We start from the raw sequence: 17,807 nt of genomic DNA on the forward strand, positions 1-17,807 counted from the left end.
CTATTTATAATTAAAATTAGATAAGTATTACCGATGAAGTGTGATGCAGATCACACTTCATTAACCTCGCCTACGCTGGCACGTAAATGCTCAATAAACAGACGAACCTTCTCCGGCACGTAGCGCGTATTCGGGTAAAGCGCATAGACTCCCTGTCGCGGAAACTGGTGGTCGGGCAACAGCACCGTCAATTTCTGCTTTGCAACGTGCTCCGCGACCAACCACTGCGGCAACAGGGCGATGCCCGCCCCATGAAGTGCAAACGACAGCAATGCTGCGGCGCTGTCGGCAGTCACACAGGCATCTGGCTCAACGCTAAACAGGCAACTCACTTTTTGTGGCGTCGTCACGACCCAGCTTAGCGGCGTGCTTAACCGACTGTGGGCAAGCCATTTGGCCTGCGCCAGTTGCTCGAGCGTATTCAAGCCCTGTGGCGCATAGCGCTGCAAATAGGCAGGTGAAGCGACAGGGAGAATGGCAAAGCTGTCGATCAGGGTCGCATGATGGCTGGAGTCGGCGAGCTGGCCGAGGCGGATAGCGACGTCAAAACGACCGGAGATTAAATCGTTGTGCTGTGAGGAAGAAACCTGCTGGATGCGCAGTTGCGGATGCCGCTCGCTGAATGAGGTTAGCGCAGGGACCACCACCCGCGCGCCATACTCTGGCGTCGTGGTCAGCCGCAGTGTACCGCTCAGGCCTTGATGATCGAGCCTGACCTCGTCAAGCACACTTTCTGCGTCCTGCAACAGCAGCAGGCAGCGCTGATAAAACCCCTCCCCTGCGCCGGTCAAAGAGACCCGCCGCGTCGTGCGATGCAGTAGCGCCACGCCCAGTTCGGCCTCAAGCTGTTTGATGTTAAAACTGACGACGGCCTTGGTCAGCCCCATCGTTGCCGCAGCCGCGGTAAAACTTCCCGCCGCCGCTACGTTGACGAACATCTCCAGCCGTTGAAAATTCAGCATGACGCCCCCTTACTGTCAAAATATTTTTGACAGTGTAACTGCTGGTAGCCGGTTTATCCGCTTCCTTTTGTTGTCTACACTCCCCATTCTTGAGCTGGAAGTGCGATGAAGGATGCTATGAATTATCGAATGCGCGTGGCCGTTGTTTACCTGCTTGGTTTCTTTATCGACCTGATTAACATGTTTATTTCCAACGTGGCCTATCCCGCCATCTCACGCAGCTTTCATGCGACGGTGGAACAGCTCGCCTGGGTCAGCAATGGCTACATCATCGGATTGACGCTGATTATTCCCGCCAGCCGCTGGCTCGCCGCTCGCCTCGGCTCAAAACGGCTGTTTCTGCTCTCGCTGAGCCTCTTTATGGTCGCGACGCTGGGCGCAGGAACGGCGAACTCCCTGACCTCACTGGTCGGCTGGCGCGTAGCGCAGGGGCTGGGGGGCGGGCTGCTTATCCCTATCGGTCAGACGCTGACCTATTCACTCTATCCCGCCAATGAACGTGCGCGTCTCTCGGCGGTCATTATGCTCGTGGGGTTGCTGGCTCCGGCGCTTTCTCCGGCGCTCGGCGGGGTGATTGCCGACGGCCTCGGCTGGCGATGGGTATTTTTTGCCTCTTTGCCGCTGGCGACGCTGACGCTGCTGCTGGCTGCATTTTGGCTGCGTAACGATGAAACGGCAGCGGTGAAGACCCGCCTCGATGCCGTCGGACTGCTGATGTCATGCGCCGCATTAACGCTGATTCTGCTCGGGCTGACTCAGCTGGGTACTCGTACTGAAAGAATCGGCGGCGCAATGCTGCTGCTCGCCGGGATTGCACTGATGGCGATTTACGTACGCCAGTCGCTTCGAAAAACTCACCCTCTGCTTAACCTGCGGCTGGTCGCACTGCCGCTGCTAAGAACCTCGATGCTCATCTATCAGCTGGTGCCCGGTCTGTTTACCGGCGTCAGCCTGCTCGCCATGCTTTATCTGCAAAACCAGCTTGCCATGTCGGCCACCCATGTCGGTGAGCTTATGCTGCCATGGGCGCTGGCGGCCTTTGTTGCCATCAGCCTGACCGGCAGGCAGTTTAACCGTCTTGGACCGCGCCCGCTGTTTATTGCGGGATGCCTCATCAATGGATTGGGCATCGCCGCGCTCACGCTTATCGGCAGCGGGGACGATAGACTGACTCAAATGACCTGTTTCGCGCTGATGGGGTTTGGCAGCAGCCTTTGCAGCAGCACGGCACAAAGCGCGGCGTTTATCGAGACTCACGACGCGCAGCTGGGCGACGCCAGTGCGCTGTGGAACATCAACCGCCAGCTGAGCTTTTGTCTTGGCGTCACGCTGATGGGTCTGCTGTTTAACCTGTTTTCAACGCTAACAGAAGGCTCGGTCACGCTTGCCTATCGCAGCTGCTTTGTCGTCGCGGCGCTAAGCAGCGTGATTCCTGTGGCGCTCTGTCTGCGCCTCAAAGACAACGCCATCGTGGAAAAACTCGCACAATAATTTGGAGAATCTATGCAGCACAACAACCCTTACTTTAATGAAGTTATCGAGGCACACGTTCTTATCCAGCAATGGCTGGCAGGCCACGCGCCACAAGCGGTATGCGAGCAACTGCTGTCGAGATTCAGCCCGCGGTATAGCATGGTGGGCATCGCAGGAAAGGCATTGGATTACGCCGGGCTGACGCAGTTTTTCCGCAGCAGCGGAGGGGCAAAAAGCGGGCTAGAAATCGAGGTCTTCGCGCTGCATATCATCAGCGAATGGCCGAACGGTGCGGTCGTGAGCTATCAGGAAAAGCAGGCGCAGCCTGGCAACCCCGCAACGCTGCGCCATTCAACCGCCGTGTTTGAACGCACAGCAGAAGGAAGAATTGTCTGGCAGCGCCTGCACGAGACTGCAGCAGGCTAACTTATCAAGGCACTGGCCGTTACCTCGTCGGTGATGAGGCCATGCAGCAGGCCGCTGGACAGGACGGCGCGAATCGCTTCTACCTTGTTCTCGCCACCGGCAATCGCCACAATTTTGTCGGCGCGATTGGCATCCAGACTGACCGCCAGCATTCTTGCGGTGAGCTGGGTGTTGATTACCCGCCCGTGTCGGTCGAAGAAGTGCCCAATCAATTCACCCACGCCGCCCGAGGCAGAGATATCGAGCATTTCGCCCTCTTCCACCATACCCGCTTCCACCAGCTGAGCCGCAGCCTCGACGGTACCGATACCCACCAGTTTGACTTCGGCGCCTTCAGCCATAGAAAACACCTCTTTCACGCCGCGCTGGGCCAGCAGTACTTCTTTATCTTCCACCGTATTTGCCAGGAACGGCACCGGCATAATGTAGGCATGCGCGCCGGTTTTCTCGGCAATGCGATGCATAACGTCGTGAGGGTTGAGGGCATAATTGCGGGTCAGACAGCCGAGCAACGACACAAAGCGCACGCTCTGGGCATCGATTCGGGGAAGTTGGTGAATCACGGAGGAAAGCGTTCGCCCATGGCCCAGCCCGAGCGTAGTCATCTCGCCGGACGCCAGCAGGCTGCGCAAATAGTCTGCGCCCGCCATACCGAGCGCCCGCACCGGCAGCCCGCTTTCGGCGAGGTCCGGTGCGACGCGGCAAAAGCTCAGCCCAAAGTTGTCGCGCAGGCGATTTTCGAGCTCGACGCATTCAACGATATCGCCGTCGATGGTCACTTTTACCGCCCCGTCGGCGACTACGCGGGCAATCATGCGGTGTGTTTTCAACGAAGGTAAACCAAGACGTTTTGCCACGTCCGCCTGAGTCAGTCCTCCCACGTAGTGCAGCCATGCGGCTCGTAGTGCAAGGGAGTCGTCAGCGTCCGCCTGCGAGGAAGAATGTTTCATGGATTACCCCGGGAACAACCCTGTCATTTAATCGCGTGTACCATGCAGACCGCTTTGGCTGCTTCAGCGCCTTTCTTGATGAAGTGCTGATGATAGAACTCGGTAAACTCTTTTTCAGGTTGGAAGTTGTGCGGCGTCAGGGAAACCGAGAACACCGGGACTTCGGTTTCTAGCTGGACCTGCATCAGGCCGCTAACGACCGCCTGCGCAACGAAGTCATGGCGATAAATTCCGCCGTCTACCACCAGTGCGGCGCAGACCACGGCATCGATGTTGCCGCGTTTTGCCAGGCGCTTGGCCAGCAGAGGCATCTCAAAAGCGCCAGGAACGTCATATACTTCAATTTCATACGCTTGGTTGTTGCTTTCAAAATACTGCTTAAAGCCTACCAGCGTCTGGTTAACGATATCGGCATGCCAGTTGGCTTTGACGTAGGCAATCTTAATAGGGGCGGTCATAAAAACTCCAGTAAAGGTTTGATGATATCATCATTATAATCAAGGGTATCGCCCTTATCATCCACGATAAAACGGCCGTTATAGCGATAAGTGCTGGCTGCCGGAATCAATATACGGTGCCCAGAACGCCACGCTCTCAGCAATCTGTGCGACCACCTGCCGGTCGCTCGGCTCACGCTCTTTGAAACTCAGCTCGAGACAAATTTCGTTGTCCCGCGCGCCTCCGCTGGCAAACGCTTTAAGTAGCGGCTCGGGCTGGATCCGACCGTTAACATTATACTGCGCAGTGAAGGGTCGATGACCACCTTTATCTAACATACTTTGCTTTATATGAATAATCGGCGAGTAACGAGGCACGGCGGCGGCCCAGGCATAGGGATCGTAATCCTGTGGATTATCGGAGGTCACGTCGCCGTGATCGATATCCGCCATCATCCACATCGGAATCGCCATCGCGGTCTCCGTCAGCCGTTTTTGCAGGTCGAGGCTGGCCTGAATAGTTTCGCCAAACTCCCTTCCCACGCTCATAGGCTCCCAAAAGAGGAACTCGAGACCGGCCGTTTTCGCATGCTCCGCGACTTCGCACCAGCAATCGAGCGCGGTATTTTGCAGCGCTTCACGTCGCTCGGTATAGTCAAAATCTTGATAAGTAAAGATAGCAAATTGCGAACCCACGGATTTTCCGCCGAGATCGGCGATAATGTCAGCAAAAATTTTGAACCAGTCGACGTAATAGCGGCGCACGCTGGCATCCGGATGACCAAAATGATTCAGTCGCCCGTAGGGGCCAGTCATGCCGGAAGTTACCCGCACGCCGGTACTCTCCATCGCCGTCTTCATACGCCGGGTGAGACTGCGCAGGGTCGAGGCAGGCCACGACGGATTGATAAATTCGTGAGTCAACTGCAGGTCTCGAATGCGAATATCGCGCGCCACGGTGTAAATCAGGTCTTCCGGTTCAGCGAAGCGATTCACCAGCGGATTAGTATTTAAAGACAGAGTGAGTGCCATCATTGCCCCCTAATTCAGCTGGCGTTTGCCTGTAAAATCACCGGTGGCTGCGTGACCAGCGTCTGTTCAAACCACTGTTCGAACGCCTTAATCTCATCTTCCGAAAGATGTAGCCCGTGTTTGGTGCGGCGTTTGAGAATGTCTTCAGGTCGCTGTGCCCACTCGTTTTTTACCAGGTAGCGCGCTTCGGCCTCGTAAAAATCGCCGCCGAAATGGCGTCCTAGGTCGGCGAGCGTGGTGGCCTCTGCCAGTAGATTGCCGGTTCGTGCGCCATAGAGGCGAGCATAGTGTTTACGCAATGACGGCGGCAACCACGGGTAATCGGTTTTGAGTTTTTCGCTGAAGGCCTCGAAATCGGCGTTTTCAATCTCCCCGCCAGGCAGCACGCTTTCCCGCGTCCAGTCCGGTCCCATGTTCGGCAGAGCCTCTTTCAGCCGTTGCATCGCGTGCTCGGCCAGCTTGCGGAAGGTGGTTATCTTGCCGCCAAACACGTGCAGGATAGGCGCACCCCCCTGCGTATCGAGGTCGAACACGTAGTCGCGCGTCACGGCAGACGGATTGCCCTTACCGTCGTCAAACAGCGGCCGCACGCCGGAGAAATGGGTTATCACGTCGTCGCGGCGCAGCTTGACCTTGAAGTAACGGTTTACCGCGTCCATCAGATACTGGATCTCGCTTTCGTCCGCCTTCACGTCCTCGGCGCGCCCCTCATAGGGAATATCCGTGGTGCCAATCAGGGCCATGTCGCCCTCATACGGATTGATGAAAATCACCCGTTTATCATGATTCTGCACCAGATAGGCCTGCTGCCCTTCCCAGAATTTTGGCACAATAATGTGCGAGCCTTTCACCAACCGCACGTTGCGCGCGCTGCGGGTGTGGGTTACCTGTTTGACGATATCCAGCACCCATGGACCGGCGGCATTAATAAGTACCTTGGCGAATACCTGACGCATCTCGCCGCTGTGTTCATCGCGCAGAAAAATCTCCCAGCGGTCCTTGCTGCGTTTCGCCATCACACAGGCGGTGCGGGTAAGAATTGTCGCGCCCTTCTCTTTCGCACCAAGCGCGTTGAGTGTCACCATTCTCGCGTCATCGACCCAGCAGTCGGAATACTCGAAACCGCGATGATATTCGTCGAGCAAAGGCGTGCCTTCAGGGCTTCGGTCGAGATTGAGTGAACGCGTGCCGGGCAGTTTTTTTCGCCCTCCCAGGTGGTCATAGAGGAACAGTCCAAGGCGTACCAGCCACGCGGGCCTGTCCTGCGGGCTGTGCGGCAGCACAAAGCGCATAGGCCAGATAATGTGACAGGCAGAGTTAAGCAACACCTCGCGTTCAATCAGCGCCTCGCGCACCAGACGAAATTCATAGTATTCGAGGTAGCGCAGACCGCCGTGAACCAGCTTGCCGGAACGGGAAGAGGTGCCCTGAGCGAGGTCGTCTTTCTCACACATCATCACCGACAGGCCACGTCCGGCTGCGTCGCGCGCAATACCGGCGCCGTTGATGCCGCCGCCAATGACAAAAACGTCCAACAAGTCTGAATCACTCATTGTCTACTCCTTTCAGAGACTGCAACTCGGCCCACACCGGCGGTAACAGCGAACGCGTTTGCCGATAGGTCTCGAACAGTCGGTTGTAATGGTTGACCAGCGCCGGGGAAGGCGTTTCGACCGCACTCAGCAACGGCGTAACCCAGGTGGCAATACAGCTTTCCATATCGGGGTAAGCGCCAATCGCCACGGCGGCCATCATCGCCGCCCCTGCGGCCCCGGCCTCATCGCGAATGCTGACCCGCACCGGTGCCCCGATACAGGCGGACAAAATCTGCCGCACCTTCGCCGAACGCACCGCGCCACCGGACAACCGCAGCTCGAGCGGCGTTTGAGCAGACATCGCCCGATAACAGTCGCGAGCCGCCATACCAATCCCCTCTATCACCGCACGAAGCAAATCGGCGTAGCCGTGGCTGTAGCGCAGACCAATAAAACTGGCGCGGGCGTCGGCATTAACGAATGGCCCCCGCTCACCGGCCAGAGAGATATAGGGGTGATACATCAGTTCGTCGGGATGGGTGTTCTCCAGCCATTTATCGAGGTGCTTCACCAGCGTGGCGTGATCCGCCTTGCCACCAAACTCCTCGATAAGCGACAGCGTCATGTTGAGTAACCAGTCGAGATTGAGCGTAGCGGCCATGTTGGTCTGCATCTGCGTCACCTGATGGGGTATCGGCAGCGTGATAACGTAGCCGGTCTGCGCCTGATTCAGGAAAACATCGGACGAATGCACCGAACGCATGTGTACGCCGGTAGAGCCGATGATTGAGCAGGCGGTATTCTTGTTAAAGGAGGCGTCTCCGCCGGTGTGCACACCGGCACCCAGCCCGGTCATCACCATATCGACATAGCCCAGGCAGACCGGCGTTCCCGCCAGCAGCCCAGTAGCCTCGGCGGCCTCGGGCGTGAGCGGATGCGTTACCTGAGTACCCTCGACAATTTCCGGCAACAGATAGCGTCGTTCCTGAAGCCCCAATGCCTCGATGACCACGTCTTCGTAGCCGCGATGGCGGAAATTACCGAAGGTGAAACTCGCCTCGGAGGGATCTGTGGCGCGCACGCCGGTCAAGTTAAGGTACAGCCAGTCTTTACAGTGCATCACCGCCTCGGCGCTCTCCAGCAGTTCGCGGTGATGCGCCTGCATATAGGCAAGCTGCGCGCCCTGCTGGCAGGTGTTAAGGCCGGTGCCGGTGGCGCTGAATCGCTCACGAGAAAGCGGAGACTGCTCCAACTGGCGGACGGTATCAGCGGCGCGAGCGTCAAGCCAGATCCACGCATCCCCTACCGGACGATTCTCTTTCCCCACCAGCCAGGTGCCGTCTCCCTGCGCCGTGACCGCCAGCGCCACGACTCTCGACGCCAGATTCTCGATGTCATCGGCAAGATGACGAATAGCATCAACACAGTCATGCCAGGTTTTATCCATTGACTGTAGCGCCGATCCGTCTTCTCCACGTTGATAGGTATTTCTGACCGATGCACAACCCAATTGTTGACCTTCAAGGTCAAACGCGACGGCTTTTACCACCGAGGTTCCGGAGTCAATGCCGAGAATAATGTCGCGGTTATCCATTTATTACTCCCGAATGTTGAGGGGCAAACTAAACATATCACTAAGCTAACATAGAGAATGAATTAAATTTCAGTACAAATAAAATTTTTCAATTCAGTAAGCGCTCTCGATCACAAATTTGTTTGATAAATGATCACATTTGTCGGGAAACTCTTTATTGTCTTTAGACCAGCATCAGGGAAAACTCAGATAATAATCACCACGAGATCCTGAGAGAGCTTGAGACTCCCAGTAAAATCTCAACTTCGCGTTAATTTTAAAATATAAATAAAATCAATTATTTAAATAAGAAACTCTTGATAAATACAGGCGCTAAGGATCCGCAACTAACGTCGAGCAGGCTAAAAAGCGAACAGGAAGGAGATCCAGATCTCCAACCGCAAAAAAAGTCGGTAAAGCGATTGACAAAAAATATCACGCATAACATTTTTAACATTAACAATTATCATATTTATAACATTTCAACGCGGCAAAACGCCGCATAGATATGATAATAATCACACTAATCATGTGATATAGGCCATGAGGGAAAGTCACTATGAGGTCCATGCTATGACGACGCTTTCAATCCTTTCTAACCAGGTCACGCCGCGAACCTTAAAAAAGATTGGCGTCGCTTTGGCCGTTACGCTTGCTGTGATGGTGGCCATTGGCCTGAACACCAAAGTGGTCAAAATTGGCTCAACGGAAGACGTGGCCGAGCAGGCCTTCAATCCGGACAGCTACGGGGACAAAACTTTTCCGCAGATTCAGCAAAGCGTTCAATCGCGTGCAGTCGATGCGGCAACGCTCGCCACGGCGCTCAACGCTGACCCTGCGGCTGCGACGACGAAATACGGCGTCGGTAGCCCGATGCCGGTATTCTCTGTTTCGTTAACAGGCGTAGTTGGAGAAGGCGAGATGGGCATTTACGCACTGAAAGTCGCGGGCATGCCGGACGACATCAAGGTGCGTCTGCAAACCGGTCCGGCCATTAACGGCACCGATCTGCGCGACGCGACCGGCACCCTTCAGTTTGGGGATTTCAAGAACCAGATTGAGTACCAGAATGCCGGTTCGGGGATTAACCGTGCGATGAAAAAAGCGGTATTGAGCAATATCGATACCCAACATCTCAGCGGAAAAACCGTCAAAGTCACCGGCGTATTCCGCCTGCTTAATCCGAAAAACTGGCTGGTAACGCCAGTAGGGATGACCGTCCAATGAGCAATGTAATCACTCATCCCAACGTCATTGATAACCAGACTGAGGGCGAAATCGTGCTCTCGGCGCGTAATGTCAGCAAAGTCTATGGCTCGACTCACGCCCTAAAGGAAGTGGATTTCGACATTCGGCGGGGACAGGTCACCACGCTGTTCGGCGAAAATGGTGCCGGAAAATCGACGCTAATGAAGATCCTTTCCGGCGTGATAACCCCGAGTTCAGGGCAAATCCTCCTCAACGGCGAGCCGGTGGTGTTCAATTCCACCAATCAGGCCCGTGAGTGCGGTATCTCAATCATTCATCAGGAGTTGAACCTCTCTCCCAATATGAACGTGCGCGACAACATCTTCGTCGGCCGTGAACTTCATCATGCCACCGGCGTGAACTTCGCCGAAGAAGAACGCATCGCCCGTGAACTGATGGAAGAGCTGGAGGAGGAGATCGACCCCTTAACCCTGGTTGAGGACTTGCGTCTCGGCCAGCAGCAGATTGTTGAAATAGCCCGTGCACTGTCGGTTAAGTCGCGCATCCTAATCATGGACGAGCCGACTTCCGCACTGAGCGCCGCCGAGGTTGAGGTGCTATTCAAGATTATTCGCGATTTGACCAGCCGCGGCGTCGCCATCGTCTATATCTCGCATCACCTCGAAGAGGCGTTGGAGATAACCGACCGCGCGGTGGTACTGCGCGACGGCGTAATGACCGCCTACGCCAAACGCGAGGATATCGATTTACAGTGGATCGTGCGCAACATGGTGGGTGAGCATTTCGACCTGGGCTCACCGCCGACCGGCTATGAGTTCGGTAATACCGCGCTGGAAGTGGGCGGCCTCACGGTGAAAGGCCCGACCGGCATCAAGGTAGTAGACAACCTGTCGCTGGCAATACGCGCCGGGGAAATCGTCTGTATTTATGGCCTGATGGGCGCAGGACGCACCGAATTAATGGAGTGCATCGCCGGTCGAGTTAACGCCGAAAAAGGCACTATCACCCTGAACGGGAAAGAGATCACTGGGTTGAGTATCGCCGACCGTATCGAGAGCGGTCTGGCACTGGTGCCCGAAGACCGCCAGCGCGATGGCCTGATTCAGACCATGACCGTCGGTGAAAATCTTACGCTCGCCAGCATCGGCGATTTTGTCAAAAGGCTGGTGCTGTCCCCAAAACGTGAGAAGCAGCTGGTCGATGAGTCTATCCGCAACGTCACGGTGAAAACCTCCGGCGGCGAAGCCACTATCGGCTCCCTCTCCGGCGGCAACCAGCAGAAAGTGGTCATCGGCAAAATGCTGGCGACGCATCCCAAAGTCATCCTGCTCGATGAGCCGAGCCGGGGGATTGATATCGGCGCCAAGGCCGAAGTGTTCAGGCTATTGGCCGAGAACGCCCGCAAAGGATTGGCGGTTATCTACTCGACGTCGGAAGTGGGCGAATGCCTCAGCGTGGCGCACCGTATCGTGGTGATGAGCAAAGGACATATTTCCGCCATCTTCGACGCCAGTGCAACCAAAGAACAGATTATGGCCGCCTCGGGCGAATCGCTCGTGGCCTGATAGCCGACCACGCTGACCTCAGGCGACTCGGATTTTACGAAAACATTGGAAGCGAACTATCATGAACGACAGAACCCATGCCCTGAGCACCTCGCGTGCACCCGCGGCGAAAAAACCCTCGAGCCATCGCAGCTTTAGCATCGCCAAGCTGCTGCTCGAAGGCCGTGCCTTCTTCGCCCTGCTGTTGATTATTATCGTGTTCTCTATCATGTCGCCGAACTACTTTAATTCTGCCAACTTCCTGACCATGGCGTCTCACGTCGCTATCTTTGGGCTGCCGGCGATAGGTATGCTGCTGGTTATCCTCAACGGCGGCATTGACCTGTCGGTAGGATCCACGCTCGGCCTTGCTGGCGTGTTTGCAGGCTTTCTGATGCAGGGCGTCAACCTGCAGGCATTTGGCGTCATCCTCTATTTTCCGGTCTGGGCGGTGGTGATTCTGACCCTCGCACTCGGTGCGGTCGTCGGCCTGATTAACGGAGTCCTGGTCGCCGTGTTTCGCGTGCCGGCCTTCGTCGCCACACTCGGCTCACTGTACGTTGCGCGCGGTATTGCCCTGCTGATGACCAACGGGTTGACCTACAACAAACTCTCCGGTGAAAGCGTGCTCGGCAATACCGGCTTCGACTGGCTCGGCTTTAACCGCATCTTCAATATTCCCATTGGCGTGCTGACTCTGTGTGTCATCGCTTTGGCGTGCGGTTTCCTGCTCAGCCGCACCGCGTTTGGCCGCTGGCTGTATGCTTCCGGCGGTAACGAACGTGCCGCCTCGCTCTCCGGCGTGCCGGTAAAACGGGTCAAAATCACAGTGTATGTCCTCTCTGGCGTCTGCGCCGCCATTGCCGGTCTGGTGCTCTCCTCCCAGCTCACCTCGGCAGGCCCGACGGCAGGTACCACCTATGAACTGACCGCCATCGCCGCAGTGGTTATCGGCGGTGCGGCACTGACCGGCGGACGCGGTAACGTTCGCGGCACGCTGCTTGGCGCATTCGTCATCGGCTTTCTTTCCGACGGGCTGGTTATTATCGGGGTTTCCGCCTACTGGCAAACCGTATTCACCGGCGCGGTCATCGTATTGGCCGTACTGCTTAACACGCTACAGTACGGACGACGCAGCAAGTGATGTGACTTTAGATGTAAAAACAAGAAGATAGAAAACTCTACACCCTACAAACACTGGAGTATCTCACATGTTCCATAACAGCAGACGTTTACTGATGGTCACCGCCGTCGCCGCAATGACGGTGTTCGCGACCCCTTCCTGGGCGGATAAAGGCCTGATGACGATTATCGTCAACGACCCTTCCAACCCTTACTGGTACACCGAGGGCCAGGTGGCTAAGGCACAGGCTGAAAAACTCGGCTATTCGGCGACGGTCAGCGCCCATAAAGGCGATACCAACACCGAGAGCCAACTGATTGACACGGCGATCACCAACAAATCCAAAGCGATTATCCTCGATCCCGCTAACGCCGACGGCTCGGTAGGATCGGTCAAGAAAGCCATCGCGGCGGGGATCCCGGTGATTGTTATCAACGCCGAGCTGAACCAGAGCGGACTGGCGAAGGCGCAACTGGTGTCTAATAACGCGCAGGGTGCCGCATTGGGTGCAATGGAGTGGGTCAAGGCGGTTGGCGACAGCGGTAATTACGTCGAACTGCTCGGTTCGCCGTCAGATAACAATGCCGCAACCCGTGCCAACGGCTACGATACCGTGCTGTCACAGTATCCTGACCTCAAACAGGTTGCCAAAGAGGTTGCCAACTGGGACCGCACTCAAGGCTATAACAAAATGCAGTCCATGCTTCAGGCGCATCCTGACATTAAAGGGGTGATCAGCGGCAACGACGAAATGGCGCTTGGCGCGATTGCCGCGTTGAAAGAAGCGGGGAAACTGGGTCAGGTCAAAGTCGGTGCATTCGATGGCTCACCGGACGCGGTTGATGCAGTGAAAGCCGGCACACTGGCCTACACCGTCATGCAGCCAGTGGCACAATTTGCCGCCAAGGCGATTGATGAGGCCGATACCTTCCTTAAAACCGGTAAAACCGGTGCGGCTCAGGAGAAACAGCTGTTTGACTGTGTGCTGATTAACAAGGATAACGTCGCGAAATACACTTCCGCGTTCAAACTGTCTAATTAACGCAGAGAAACAGGTTAACTTTCCGTTCTTACAGGCTTTTTTACTTCGCTGATTTGCCAAACCGCTCAATCAGCGCTGTAATAGGTCGATTTTACAGGACACCCCGTCGCCCTTCTCGTGCCGACGGGGTGACGTTAATTCGTCTTTTGGAACTCACTATGACTCAGGCTTCCCAAAATAATGCAGTCGACGTTTTCATGGCGGAAGCGCTGCCCAGCGACAGTCGCCAGGCGAGACAGCTTGCACGTCGCCAGCTGATTGTCGAGGCGGTGATGGCGGAAGGCGCGATTCGTATTGAGGACATCACCGACCGCTTCAGCATCAGCCTGATGACCGCACATCGCGACATTGATGAACTGGTCGAGCGCGGCCTGCTGAGAAAGACGCGTGGTGTGGTTTCCGCGACGCCCACCAGCCTGGTCGAGTCCAGCGACGTTTATCGTTCCACCCGTCAGCTTGAAGAAAAATGTGCCCTTGCCGAGGTTGCGGCCAGCTATATCGAACCCGGTCAGGCAATATTTTTCGATGACTCCACTACCGTGCTGCAAATGGCGCGCTATTTGCCGTCAAAAGCGCCGCTGACGGTGATTACTAACTCACTCACCGTGATGACCGAGCTCAAAGAAATGCGCGACATCACCTTAATGGGCCTCGGCGGCCAGTTCTATAACTGGTGCAACGCCTTTATGGGCCAGATGACGCGCAAGGAAATCGCGAATTTACAGGCGGATATGTTCTTCGTCAGCATGTCGGCGATTATCGACGATCGGGTATTTCACCAGTCGGCCGAGATGGTCGAAACCAAGCGCGCAATGTTTGAGTCCTCCGAGAAACGTATTCTGCTGGTCGATCACACCAAGTTTGAACGCCGCGCCCTGCATAGCTTCGCCCACCTCGACGAGTTTGACGTGGTCATCGTCAATCAAGGCACGCCGCTGCCCATCATTCAGCGCATGAAGGATAAAAACGTCAATGTGGTGGTTGCACCGATGAAAGCTGATTAGCCGTTATCCTGAAAACCGGGATAGAGGCTCATCCCACCGTCAACGAACAGCGTGGTGCCATGCACGTAGTCGGAGAGGTCGCTAGCCAGCCAGACCACGGCGTTAGCAACGTCGACAGGGTCGCCGATCCGCCCATAGGGCACCAGTTTGAGGATTTTGTTGGTACCCTCTCCCTCTCTGCTGCTTGCATTGATGGGGGTAGCGATGGCCCCAGGAGCCACAGAATTCACGCGGATCTTCTCGCCACCAATCTCCTGCGCGATGCTGCGCATCAACATATCCACTCCCCCTTTCGAAGACGCGTAATTAACGTGCCCACCCCAGGGAATAACCTGATGCACCGAACTCATGTGGATAATTTTCCCGATGGCGCGGCTCACATTGCGCTGTGTCCCCTGTTTGCGGAACTGACGTAATGCCGCGCGGGCACAGAGAAATTGCCCGGTGAGATTCACCTCGATCACCTTGTTCCAGTCCGCCAGCGTCATCTCACCAATCGGCGAATCCTTCTGCAAGCCCGAGTTGGCGACCAAAATATCCAACGCCCCGAATTCGGCGATCGTCTGTTCAAACAGACGCTCAACGTCCTCTTCGTTCGAGACATCTCCCCCTAACGCGATAGCCTGACCGCCCTGTTGACGAATCTGTGCGGCCAAGGCTTCGGCGGGTTCTGCATGACTGTTGTAATTGACAACAACGCTGGCACCGGCGGCTGCCAGCCCTTCGGCACAGGCATAGCCAAGGCCCGAGCTGGCACCGGTGACCAGCGCAATTTGATGAGTAAGAGATAAATTCATGCATGCTCCTCATTGATTTCTATTGGGTATTACAACTTAGTGTAGTCACTAGAGTTGTTCAGCACCGAAATAATGAGCACGCAAAGGTTACAAACTCCTACAGAAACAGACTCAATGACCGTGCACCGTCCAGCTCACCAGACGCATTACCACAGGCCGAACCACAAGAATGCAAACGAAGGCCGCAGGCATTGCAACGCGATAGGCATTCATCACATTTGCCATGTAATGATCCCCTGCGCCAAATTCAGCGAACGTGATCACCAGACTCATCATAAACGCCATGATGGTCGCCATATAAAGCGCAAAAACGTAGGGTGAGGTATGCTTGGGAAAGCGGATCCTTGACGTATTCTTAAGGGTGCTCTGGGTCATCGTTGTCTCCTGCTTTTTTGATAAGTAGCGTAAGAGCGCTTAACCTAACAAGCTCTCCGGTACGGCGGTAGAGGCGCTATGCTTTAATCATTGCTAAGTAAAAATTACGAATGGAGCGTTGAGCATCAATGGATATTCTGGGCCTGATCAATAGCTTTATCCGCGTGGTGGATAACGGCAGCATCGCAGCAGCGGCTCGTGCCCAGGGCATAAGCCCTGCCGCTGTAAGCCAGAGCATCTCGCGGCTCGAAAATCATTTAGGGGTGCGGCTGCTGTCGCGCACTACGCGTAGCATGACGCTCACCGAAAGCGGCAAACGTTATTACGAGAAAGTGCACCACATCCCGCAGGATATCGACCTTGCCTCGCAGGCCGCTGCCGTCGAGACCAAACCTCAGGGGGCGCTGTGTATCGCAACGACCGCCGCCTTTGGCCGTCACGTGCTCGCACCGCGCATGCCTGCGTTTAAAGATGCTTATCCAGATATCGAAATAGAGATCATCAGCACCGATCGCAGCGTCGATCATCGGCTAGAAGGCGTAGATGTCAGCATTCGGATCGAGGCCCAGCTCAACGATCAGCTTATCGCCCGCCCTATTGCTTCAATCCCTTTTGTGTTTTGCGCCGCCCCTGCCTATCTTGACCGCGCAGGCGTACCCGCAACGCCTGAGAACCTGAGCCATCATTCCTGCCTGGTTTTTCGTTATCCCACCGATGGCCGTTTCCTGCCCTGGAGTTTTGTGCGTGACGGCAAACGTTTCAACGCCAAACTGAACCCCGGTTTTATCAGTGATGACATCGATATCATTACGCAAATTGCACTAAACGGCGGCGGCATTGCCCGACTTGCAGGCTTCGTCGCACAACCGTTGATTGATGCGGGAAAGCTGGTAGCGTTATTTACTACTTTTAACGACGACACCGCCCGAGCGGAACCTTTACCGATGAATATCTATGCCTGCGTGACGGAACGTTCGGCGCTCAATGCCAAAGTACGGGCGTTTATTGAGTTTCTGGAGGGAATGTAATGCTTTGCTGCAAAGGGTTCAGCAGTGAATTTCAGGCATAAAAAAAGACATCCTGAGATGTCTGAATTCTGGCGCTGCCATATTAATGGTACGCCCTACAGGGCTCGAACCTGTGACCTACGGCTTAGAAGGCCGTTGCTCTATCCAACTGAGCTAAGGGCGCATTAGACTGCTAAAAGGCAGTACAGCGGACTCGGATTATACGGGCCATCCGAGTTGAGTCAATGGCTTTTGCGTTTACTGCTCAATGCCTGAGCAATTTCACCTAAATTTCTAACTAATACGGCAGCAAGGCTGGTGAAATTAAATAAATTTCAATGATTAGGCCTCTGCCGCCGTTTTTTACGATTTGCCGCCTTGGCTTACGACTTTAGCGGTTAAAGGCATCTAAAATGACTCGTGCGGAGGACTCGTAGGCCGCATTCTCTGCTGTTGTGAGCTTTGGATGTAGGCGTTTAACAATGCCACCTTTGCCAATAATGGCCGGTTGGCCGATGTAGACCTGTTTGGCATCGTCCCACGCGGCGACCGGATACACGCTTTGCGCATCGGAGAGAACGGCATCAACCAGTCTTGCCGTCGCGGTGGCGATGCCGAAGCTGGTCCAACCTTTGCCCTGCAGAATCGCCCATCCGCCGCCGCGCACCGCCGACTCAAGCTGTAGCCAGTTTGCTTCCCCCTCTACCGCCAGTTCGCTAACCGGGCAGCCGCCGATGTTTACCGTGCTCCAGGCCACAAACTGCGATTCGCCGTGCTCGCCCATCACGTAGCCGTTTACGCTTTTCGGATCGACGCTAAAGAACTCACCGACCACGCGCTTCATACGTGCTGTATCCAGAGAGGTGCCGGTACCCAATACCTGCGCATGCGGCAGTCTACTCACTTTCTGAATTACCTGAGTAATCACGTCGCAGGGATTGGTAATATTGATGATAACGCCATTAAATCCGCTGGCGATGATTTTTGGTGTTACCTCACTCACTGCCTCTCGTGTTTCGGCCAGCTCTTCGAGACGGTCTTCGCGCAGCAGCGTTTTAGGACCGACGGCGATGACAACAACCTCGGCATCCTCCAGCGCCGCATAATCATTGGCGATCACCTGCACCCGCGAAGCCGTCAGCGAAGCCATATCACGCAGCTCAATTGCCTGACTGTCAGCCTTCGCTTTATTTTCATCGATCAGGACCAGAACGTCACACAGCCCCTGCGTCACAAGTGAAAATGCCGTATCGGCCCCAACGTGACCCACGCCTATAATGCCTACTTTTCTGGTCATTGCCGCCTTCTCCCTCTTAAA

The 17,807-nt window shown here is 55.4% G+C and carries 17 protein-coding genes and 1 tRNA gene; 8 read left to right on the plus strand and 10 right to left on the minus strand.

Annotated elements, in window-relative coordinates:
* Positions 1-50: 50 nt before the first annotated feature.
* Complete coding sequence (locus BS640_RS03330; protein ID WP_084911891.1) at positions 51-962, minus strand: LysR family transcriptional regulator; 912 nt, start codon at positions 960-962, stop codon at positions 51-53.
* Between the two features lie 117 nt (positions 963-1,079).
* Between BS640_RS03330 and BS640_RS03335 the strand changes: the two genes are divergently transcribed.
* Positions 1,080-2,453, plus strand: coding sequence for an MFS transporter (locus tag BS640_RS03335; protein ID WP_084912002.1), 1,374 nt, complete (start codon positions 1,080-1,082; stop codon positions 2,451-2,453).
* A gap of 12 nt (positions 2,454-2,465) precedes the next feature.
* On the plus strand, positions 2,466-2,861 hold the full coding sequence (locus BS640_RS03340) for a DUF4440 domain-containing protein (RefSeq protein ID WP_017494253.1): 396 nt from the start codon (positions 2,466-2,468) through the stop codon (positions 2,859-2,861).
* Here BS640_RS03340 and BS640_RS03345 read toward each other — a convergent pair.
* The 5 genes from BS640_RS03345 to BS640_RS03365 form a co-directional block, all read right to left on the minus strand.
* Positions 2,858-3,811, minus strand: coding sequence for a sugar-binding transcriptional regulator (locus tag BS640_RS03345; RefSeq protein ID WP_017494254.1), 954 nt, complete (start codon positions 3,809-3,811; stop codon positions 2,858-2,860). The genes BS640_RS03340 and BS640_RS03345 overlap by 4 nt on opposite strands.
* A 23-nt stretch (positions 3,812-3,834) precedes the next feature.
* Positions 3,835-4,269, minus strand: a complete 435-nt coding sequence (locus tag BS640_RS03350) for a 6,7-dimethyl-8-ribityllumazine synthase (RefSeq protein ID WP_017494255.1) — start codon at positions 4,267-4,269, stop codon at positions 3,835-3,837.
* Between the two features lie 78 nt (positions 4,270-4,347).
* The gene (locus BS640_RS03355) at positions 4,348-5,280 is read right to left on the minus strand and encodes a TIM barrel protein (protein WP_017494256.1); all 933 of its coding nucleotides are present in this window, start codon (positions 5,278-5,280) and stop codon (positions 4,348-4,350) included.
* Between the two features lie 14 nt (positions 5,281-5,294).
* The gene (locus BS640_RS03360) at positions 5,295-6,833 is read right to left on the minus strand and encodes a glycerol-3-phosphate dehydrogenase (RefSeq protein ID WP_084911894.1); all 1,539 of its coding nucleotides are present in this window, start codon (positions 6,831-6,833) and stop codon (positions 5,295-5,297) included.
* The gene (locus tag BS640_RS03365; RefSeq protein ID WP_084911896.1) at positions 6,826-8,409 is read right to left on the minus strand and encodes an FGGY-family carbohydrate kinase; all 1,584 of its coding nucleotides are present in this window, start codon (positions 8,407-8,409) and stop codon (positions 6,826-6,828) included. The genes BS640_RS03360 and BS640_RS03365 overlap by 8 nt, the downstream gene beginning before the upstream one ends.
* 552 nt (positions 8,410-8,961) lie before the next feature.
* On the opposite strand from BS640_RS03365, the gene BS640_RS03370 reads away from it, so the two are divergent.
* From BS640_RS03370 to BS640_RS03390, 5 genes are all read left to right on the plus strand, one after another.
* A complete protein-coding gene (locus tag BS640_RS03370; RefSeq protein ID WP_084911898.1) occupies positions 8,962-9,615 on the plus strand; it encodes a DUF2291 family protein in 654 nt (217 codons plus the stop codon).
* Positions 9,612-11,162, plus strand: coding sequence for a sugar ABC transporter ATP-binding protein (locus BS640_RS03375; RefSeq protein ID WP_017492632.1), 1,551 nt, complete (start codon positions 9,612-9,614; stop codon positions 11,160-11,162). Before BS640_RS03370 ends, BS640_RS03375 begins: the two co-directional genes overlap by 4 nt.
* Before the next feature lie 61 nt (positions 11,163-11,223).
* Complete coding sequence (locus BS640_RS03380; protein ID WP_017492633.1) at positions 11,224-12,285, plus strand: ABC transporter permease; 1,062 nt, start codon at positions 11,224-11,226, stop codon at positions 12,283-12,285.
* Between the two features lie 67 nt (positions 12,286-12,352).
* Positions 12,353-13,306, plus strand: coding sequence for a D-ribose ABC transporter substrate-binding protein (locus tag BS640_RS03385; protein WP_084911900.1), 954 nt, complete (start codon positions 12,353-12,355; stop codon positions 13,304-13,306).
* Between the two features lie 158 nt (positions 13,307-13,464).
* Positions 13,465-14,310, plus strand: coding sequence for a DeoR/GlpR family DNA-binding transcription regulator (locus BS640_RS03390; RefSeq protein WP_017492635.1), 846 nt, complete (start codon positions 13,465-13,467; stop codon positions 14,308-14,310).
* Here BS640_RS03390 and BS640_RS03395 read toward each other — a convergent pair.
* Entirely contained in the window at positions 14,307-15,107 is an 801-nt protein-coding gene (locus BS640_RS03395) for an SDR family oxidoreductase (RefSeq protein ID WP_017492636.1), read from the minus strand. The genes BS640_RS03390 and BS640_RS03395 overlap by 4 nt on opposite strands.
* 111 nt (positions 15,108-15,218) lie before the next feature.
* The gene (locus BS640_RS03400; RefSeq protein ID WP_084911903.1) at positions 15,219-15,482 is read right to left on the minus strand and encodes a DUF2798 domain-containing protein; all 264 of its coding nucleotides are present in this window, start codon (positions 15,480-15,482) and stop codon (positions 15,219-15,221) included.
* 128 nt (positions 15,483-15,610) lie between these two features.
* Here BS640_RS03400 and BS640_RS03405 point away from each other — a divergent pair, with 128 nt between their 5' ends.
* The gene (locus BS640_RS03405; RefSeq protein ID WP_017492638.1) at positions 15,611-16,510 is read left to right on the plus strand and encodes a LysR family transcriptional regulator; all 900 of its coding nucleotides are present in this window, start codon (positions 15,611-15,613) and stop codon (positions 16,508-16,510) included.
* A gap of 86 nt (positions 16,511-16,596) precedes the next feature.
* Here the strand turns inward: BS640_RS03405 and BS640_RS03410 are convergent.
* Together BS640_RS03410 and BS640_RS03415 are read right to left on the minus strand one after the other, a co-directional pair.
* Positions 16,597-16,673 (minus strand) — tRNA-Arg (locus BS640_RS03410).
* 207 nt (positions 16,674-16,880) lie between these two features.
* Positions 16,881-17,786, minus strand: coding sequence for an L-lactate dehydrogenase (locus BS640_RS03415; RefSeq protein WP_084911904.1), 906 nt, complete (start codon positions 17,784-17,786; stop codon positions 16,881-16,883).
* Positions 17,787-17,807: the final 21 nt, after the last annotated feature.

Origin of the sequence: Rouxiella badensis, from assembly GCF_002093665.1 — a bacterium.
Classification (GTDB): Bacteria; Pseudomonadota; Gammaproteobacteria; order Enterobacterales; family Enterobacteriaceae; genus Rouxiella; species Rouxiella badensis.

Excerpts from the sequence above, each read along its gene's own strand:
- BS640_RS03330 (WP_084911891.1), bottom strand. The coding sequence starts at position 962 with ATGCTGAATTTTCAACGGCTGGAGATGTTCGTCAACGTAGCGGCGGCG.
- BS640_RS03335 (WP_084912002.1), top strand. The coding sequence starts at position 1,080 with ATGAATTATCGAATGCGCGTGGCCGTTGTTTACCTGCTTGGTTTCTTT.
- BS640_RS03340 (WP_017494253.1), top strand. The coding sequence starts at position 2,466 with ATGCAGCACAACAACCCTTACTTTAATGAAGTTATCGAGGCACACGTT.
- BS640_RS03345 (WP_017494254.1), bottom strand. The coding sequence starts at position 3,811 with ATGAAACATTCTTCCTCGCAGGCGGACGCTGACGACTCCCTTGCACTA.
- BS640_RS03350 (WP_017494255.1), bottom strand. The coding sequence starts at position 4,269 with ATGACCGCCCCTATTAAGATTGCCTACGTCAAAGCCAACTGGCATGCC.
- BS640_RS03355 (WP_017494256.1), bottom strand. The coding sequence starts at position 5,280 with ATGGCACTCACTCTGTCTTTAAATACTAATCCGCTGGTGAATCGCTTC.
- BS640_RS03360 (WP_084911894.1), bottom strand. The coding sequence starts at position 6,833 with ATGAGTGATTCAGACTTGTTGGACGTTTTTGTCATTGGCGGCGGCATC.
- BS640_RS03365 (WP_084911896.1), bottom strand. The coding sequence starts at position 8,409 with ATGGATAACCGCGACATTATTCTCGGCATTGACTCCGGAACCTCGGTG.
- BS640_RS03370 (WP_084911898.1), top strand. The coding sequence starts at position 8,962 with ATGACGACGCTTTCAATCCTTTCTAACCAGGTCACGCCGCGAACCTTA.
- BS640_RS03375 (WP_017492632.1), top strand. The coding sequence starts at position 9,612 with ATGAGCAATGTAATCACTCATCCCAACGTCATTGATAACCAGACTGAG.
- BS640_RS03380 (WP_017492633.1), top strand. The coding sequence starts at position 11,224 with ATGAACGACAGAACCCATGCCCTGAGCACCTCGCGTGCACCCGCGGCG.
- BS640_RS03385 (WP_084911900.1), top strand. The coding sequence starts at position 12,353 with ATGTTCCATAACAGCAGACGTTTACTGATGGTCACCGCCGTCGCCGCA.
- BS640_RS03390 (WP_017492635.1), top strand. The coding sequence starts at position 13,465 with ATGACTCAGGCTTCCCAAAATAATGCAGTCGACGTTTTCATGGCGGAA.
- BS640_RS03395 (WP_017492636.1), bottom strand. The coding sequence starts at position 15,107 with ATGAATTTATCTCTTACTCATCAAATTGCGCTGGTCACCGGTGCCAGC.
- BS640_RS03400 (WP_084911903.1), bottom strand. The coding sequence starts at position 15,482 with ATGACCCAGAGCACCCTTAAGAATACGTCAAGGATCCGCTTTCCCAAG.
- BS640_RS03405 (WP_017492638.1), top strand. The coding sequence starts at position 15,611 with ATGGATATTCTGGGCCTGATCAATAGCTTTATCCGCGTGGTGGATAAC.
- BS640_RS03415 (WP_084911904.1), bottom strand. The coding sequence starts at position 17,786 with ATGACCAGAAAAGTAGGCATTATAGGCGTGGGTCACGTTGGGGCCGAT.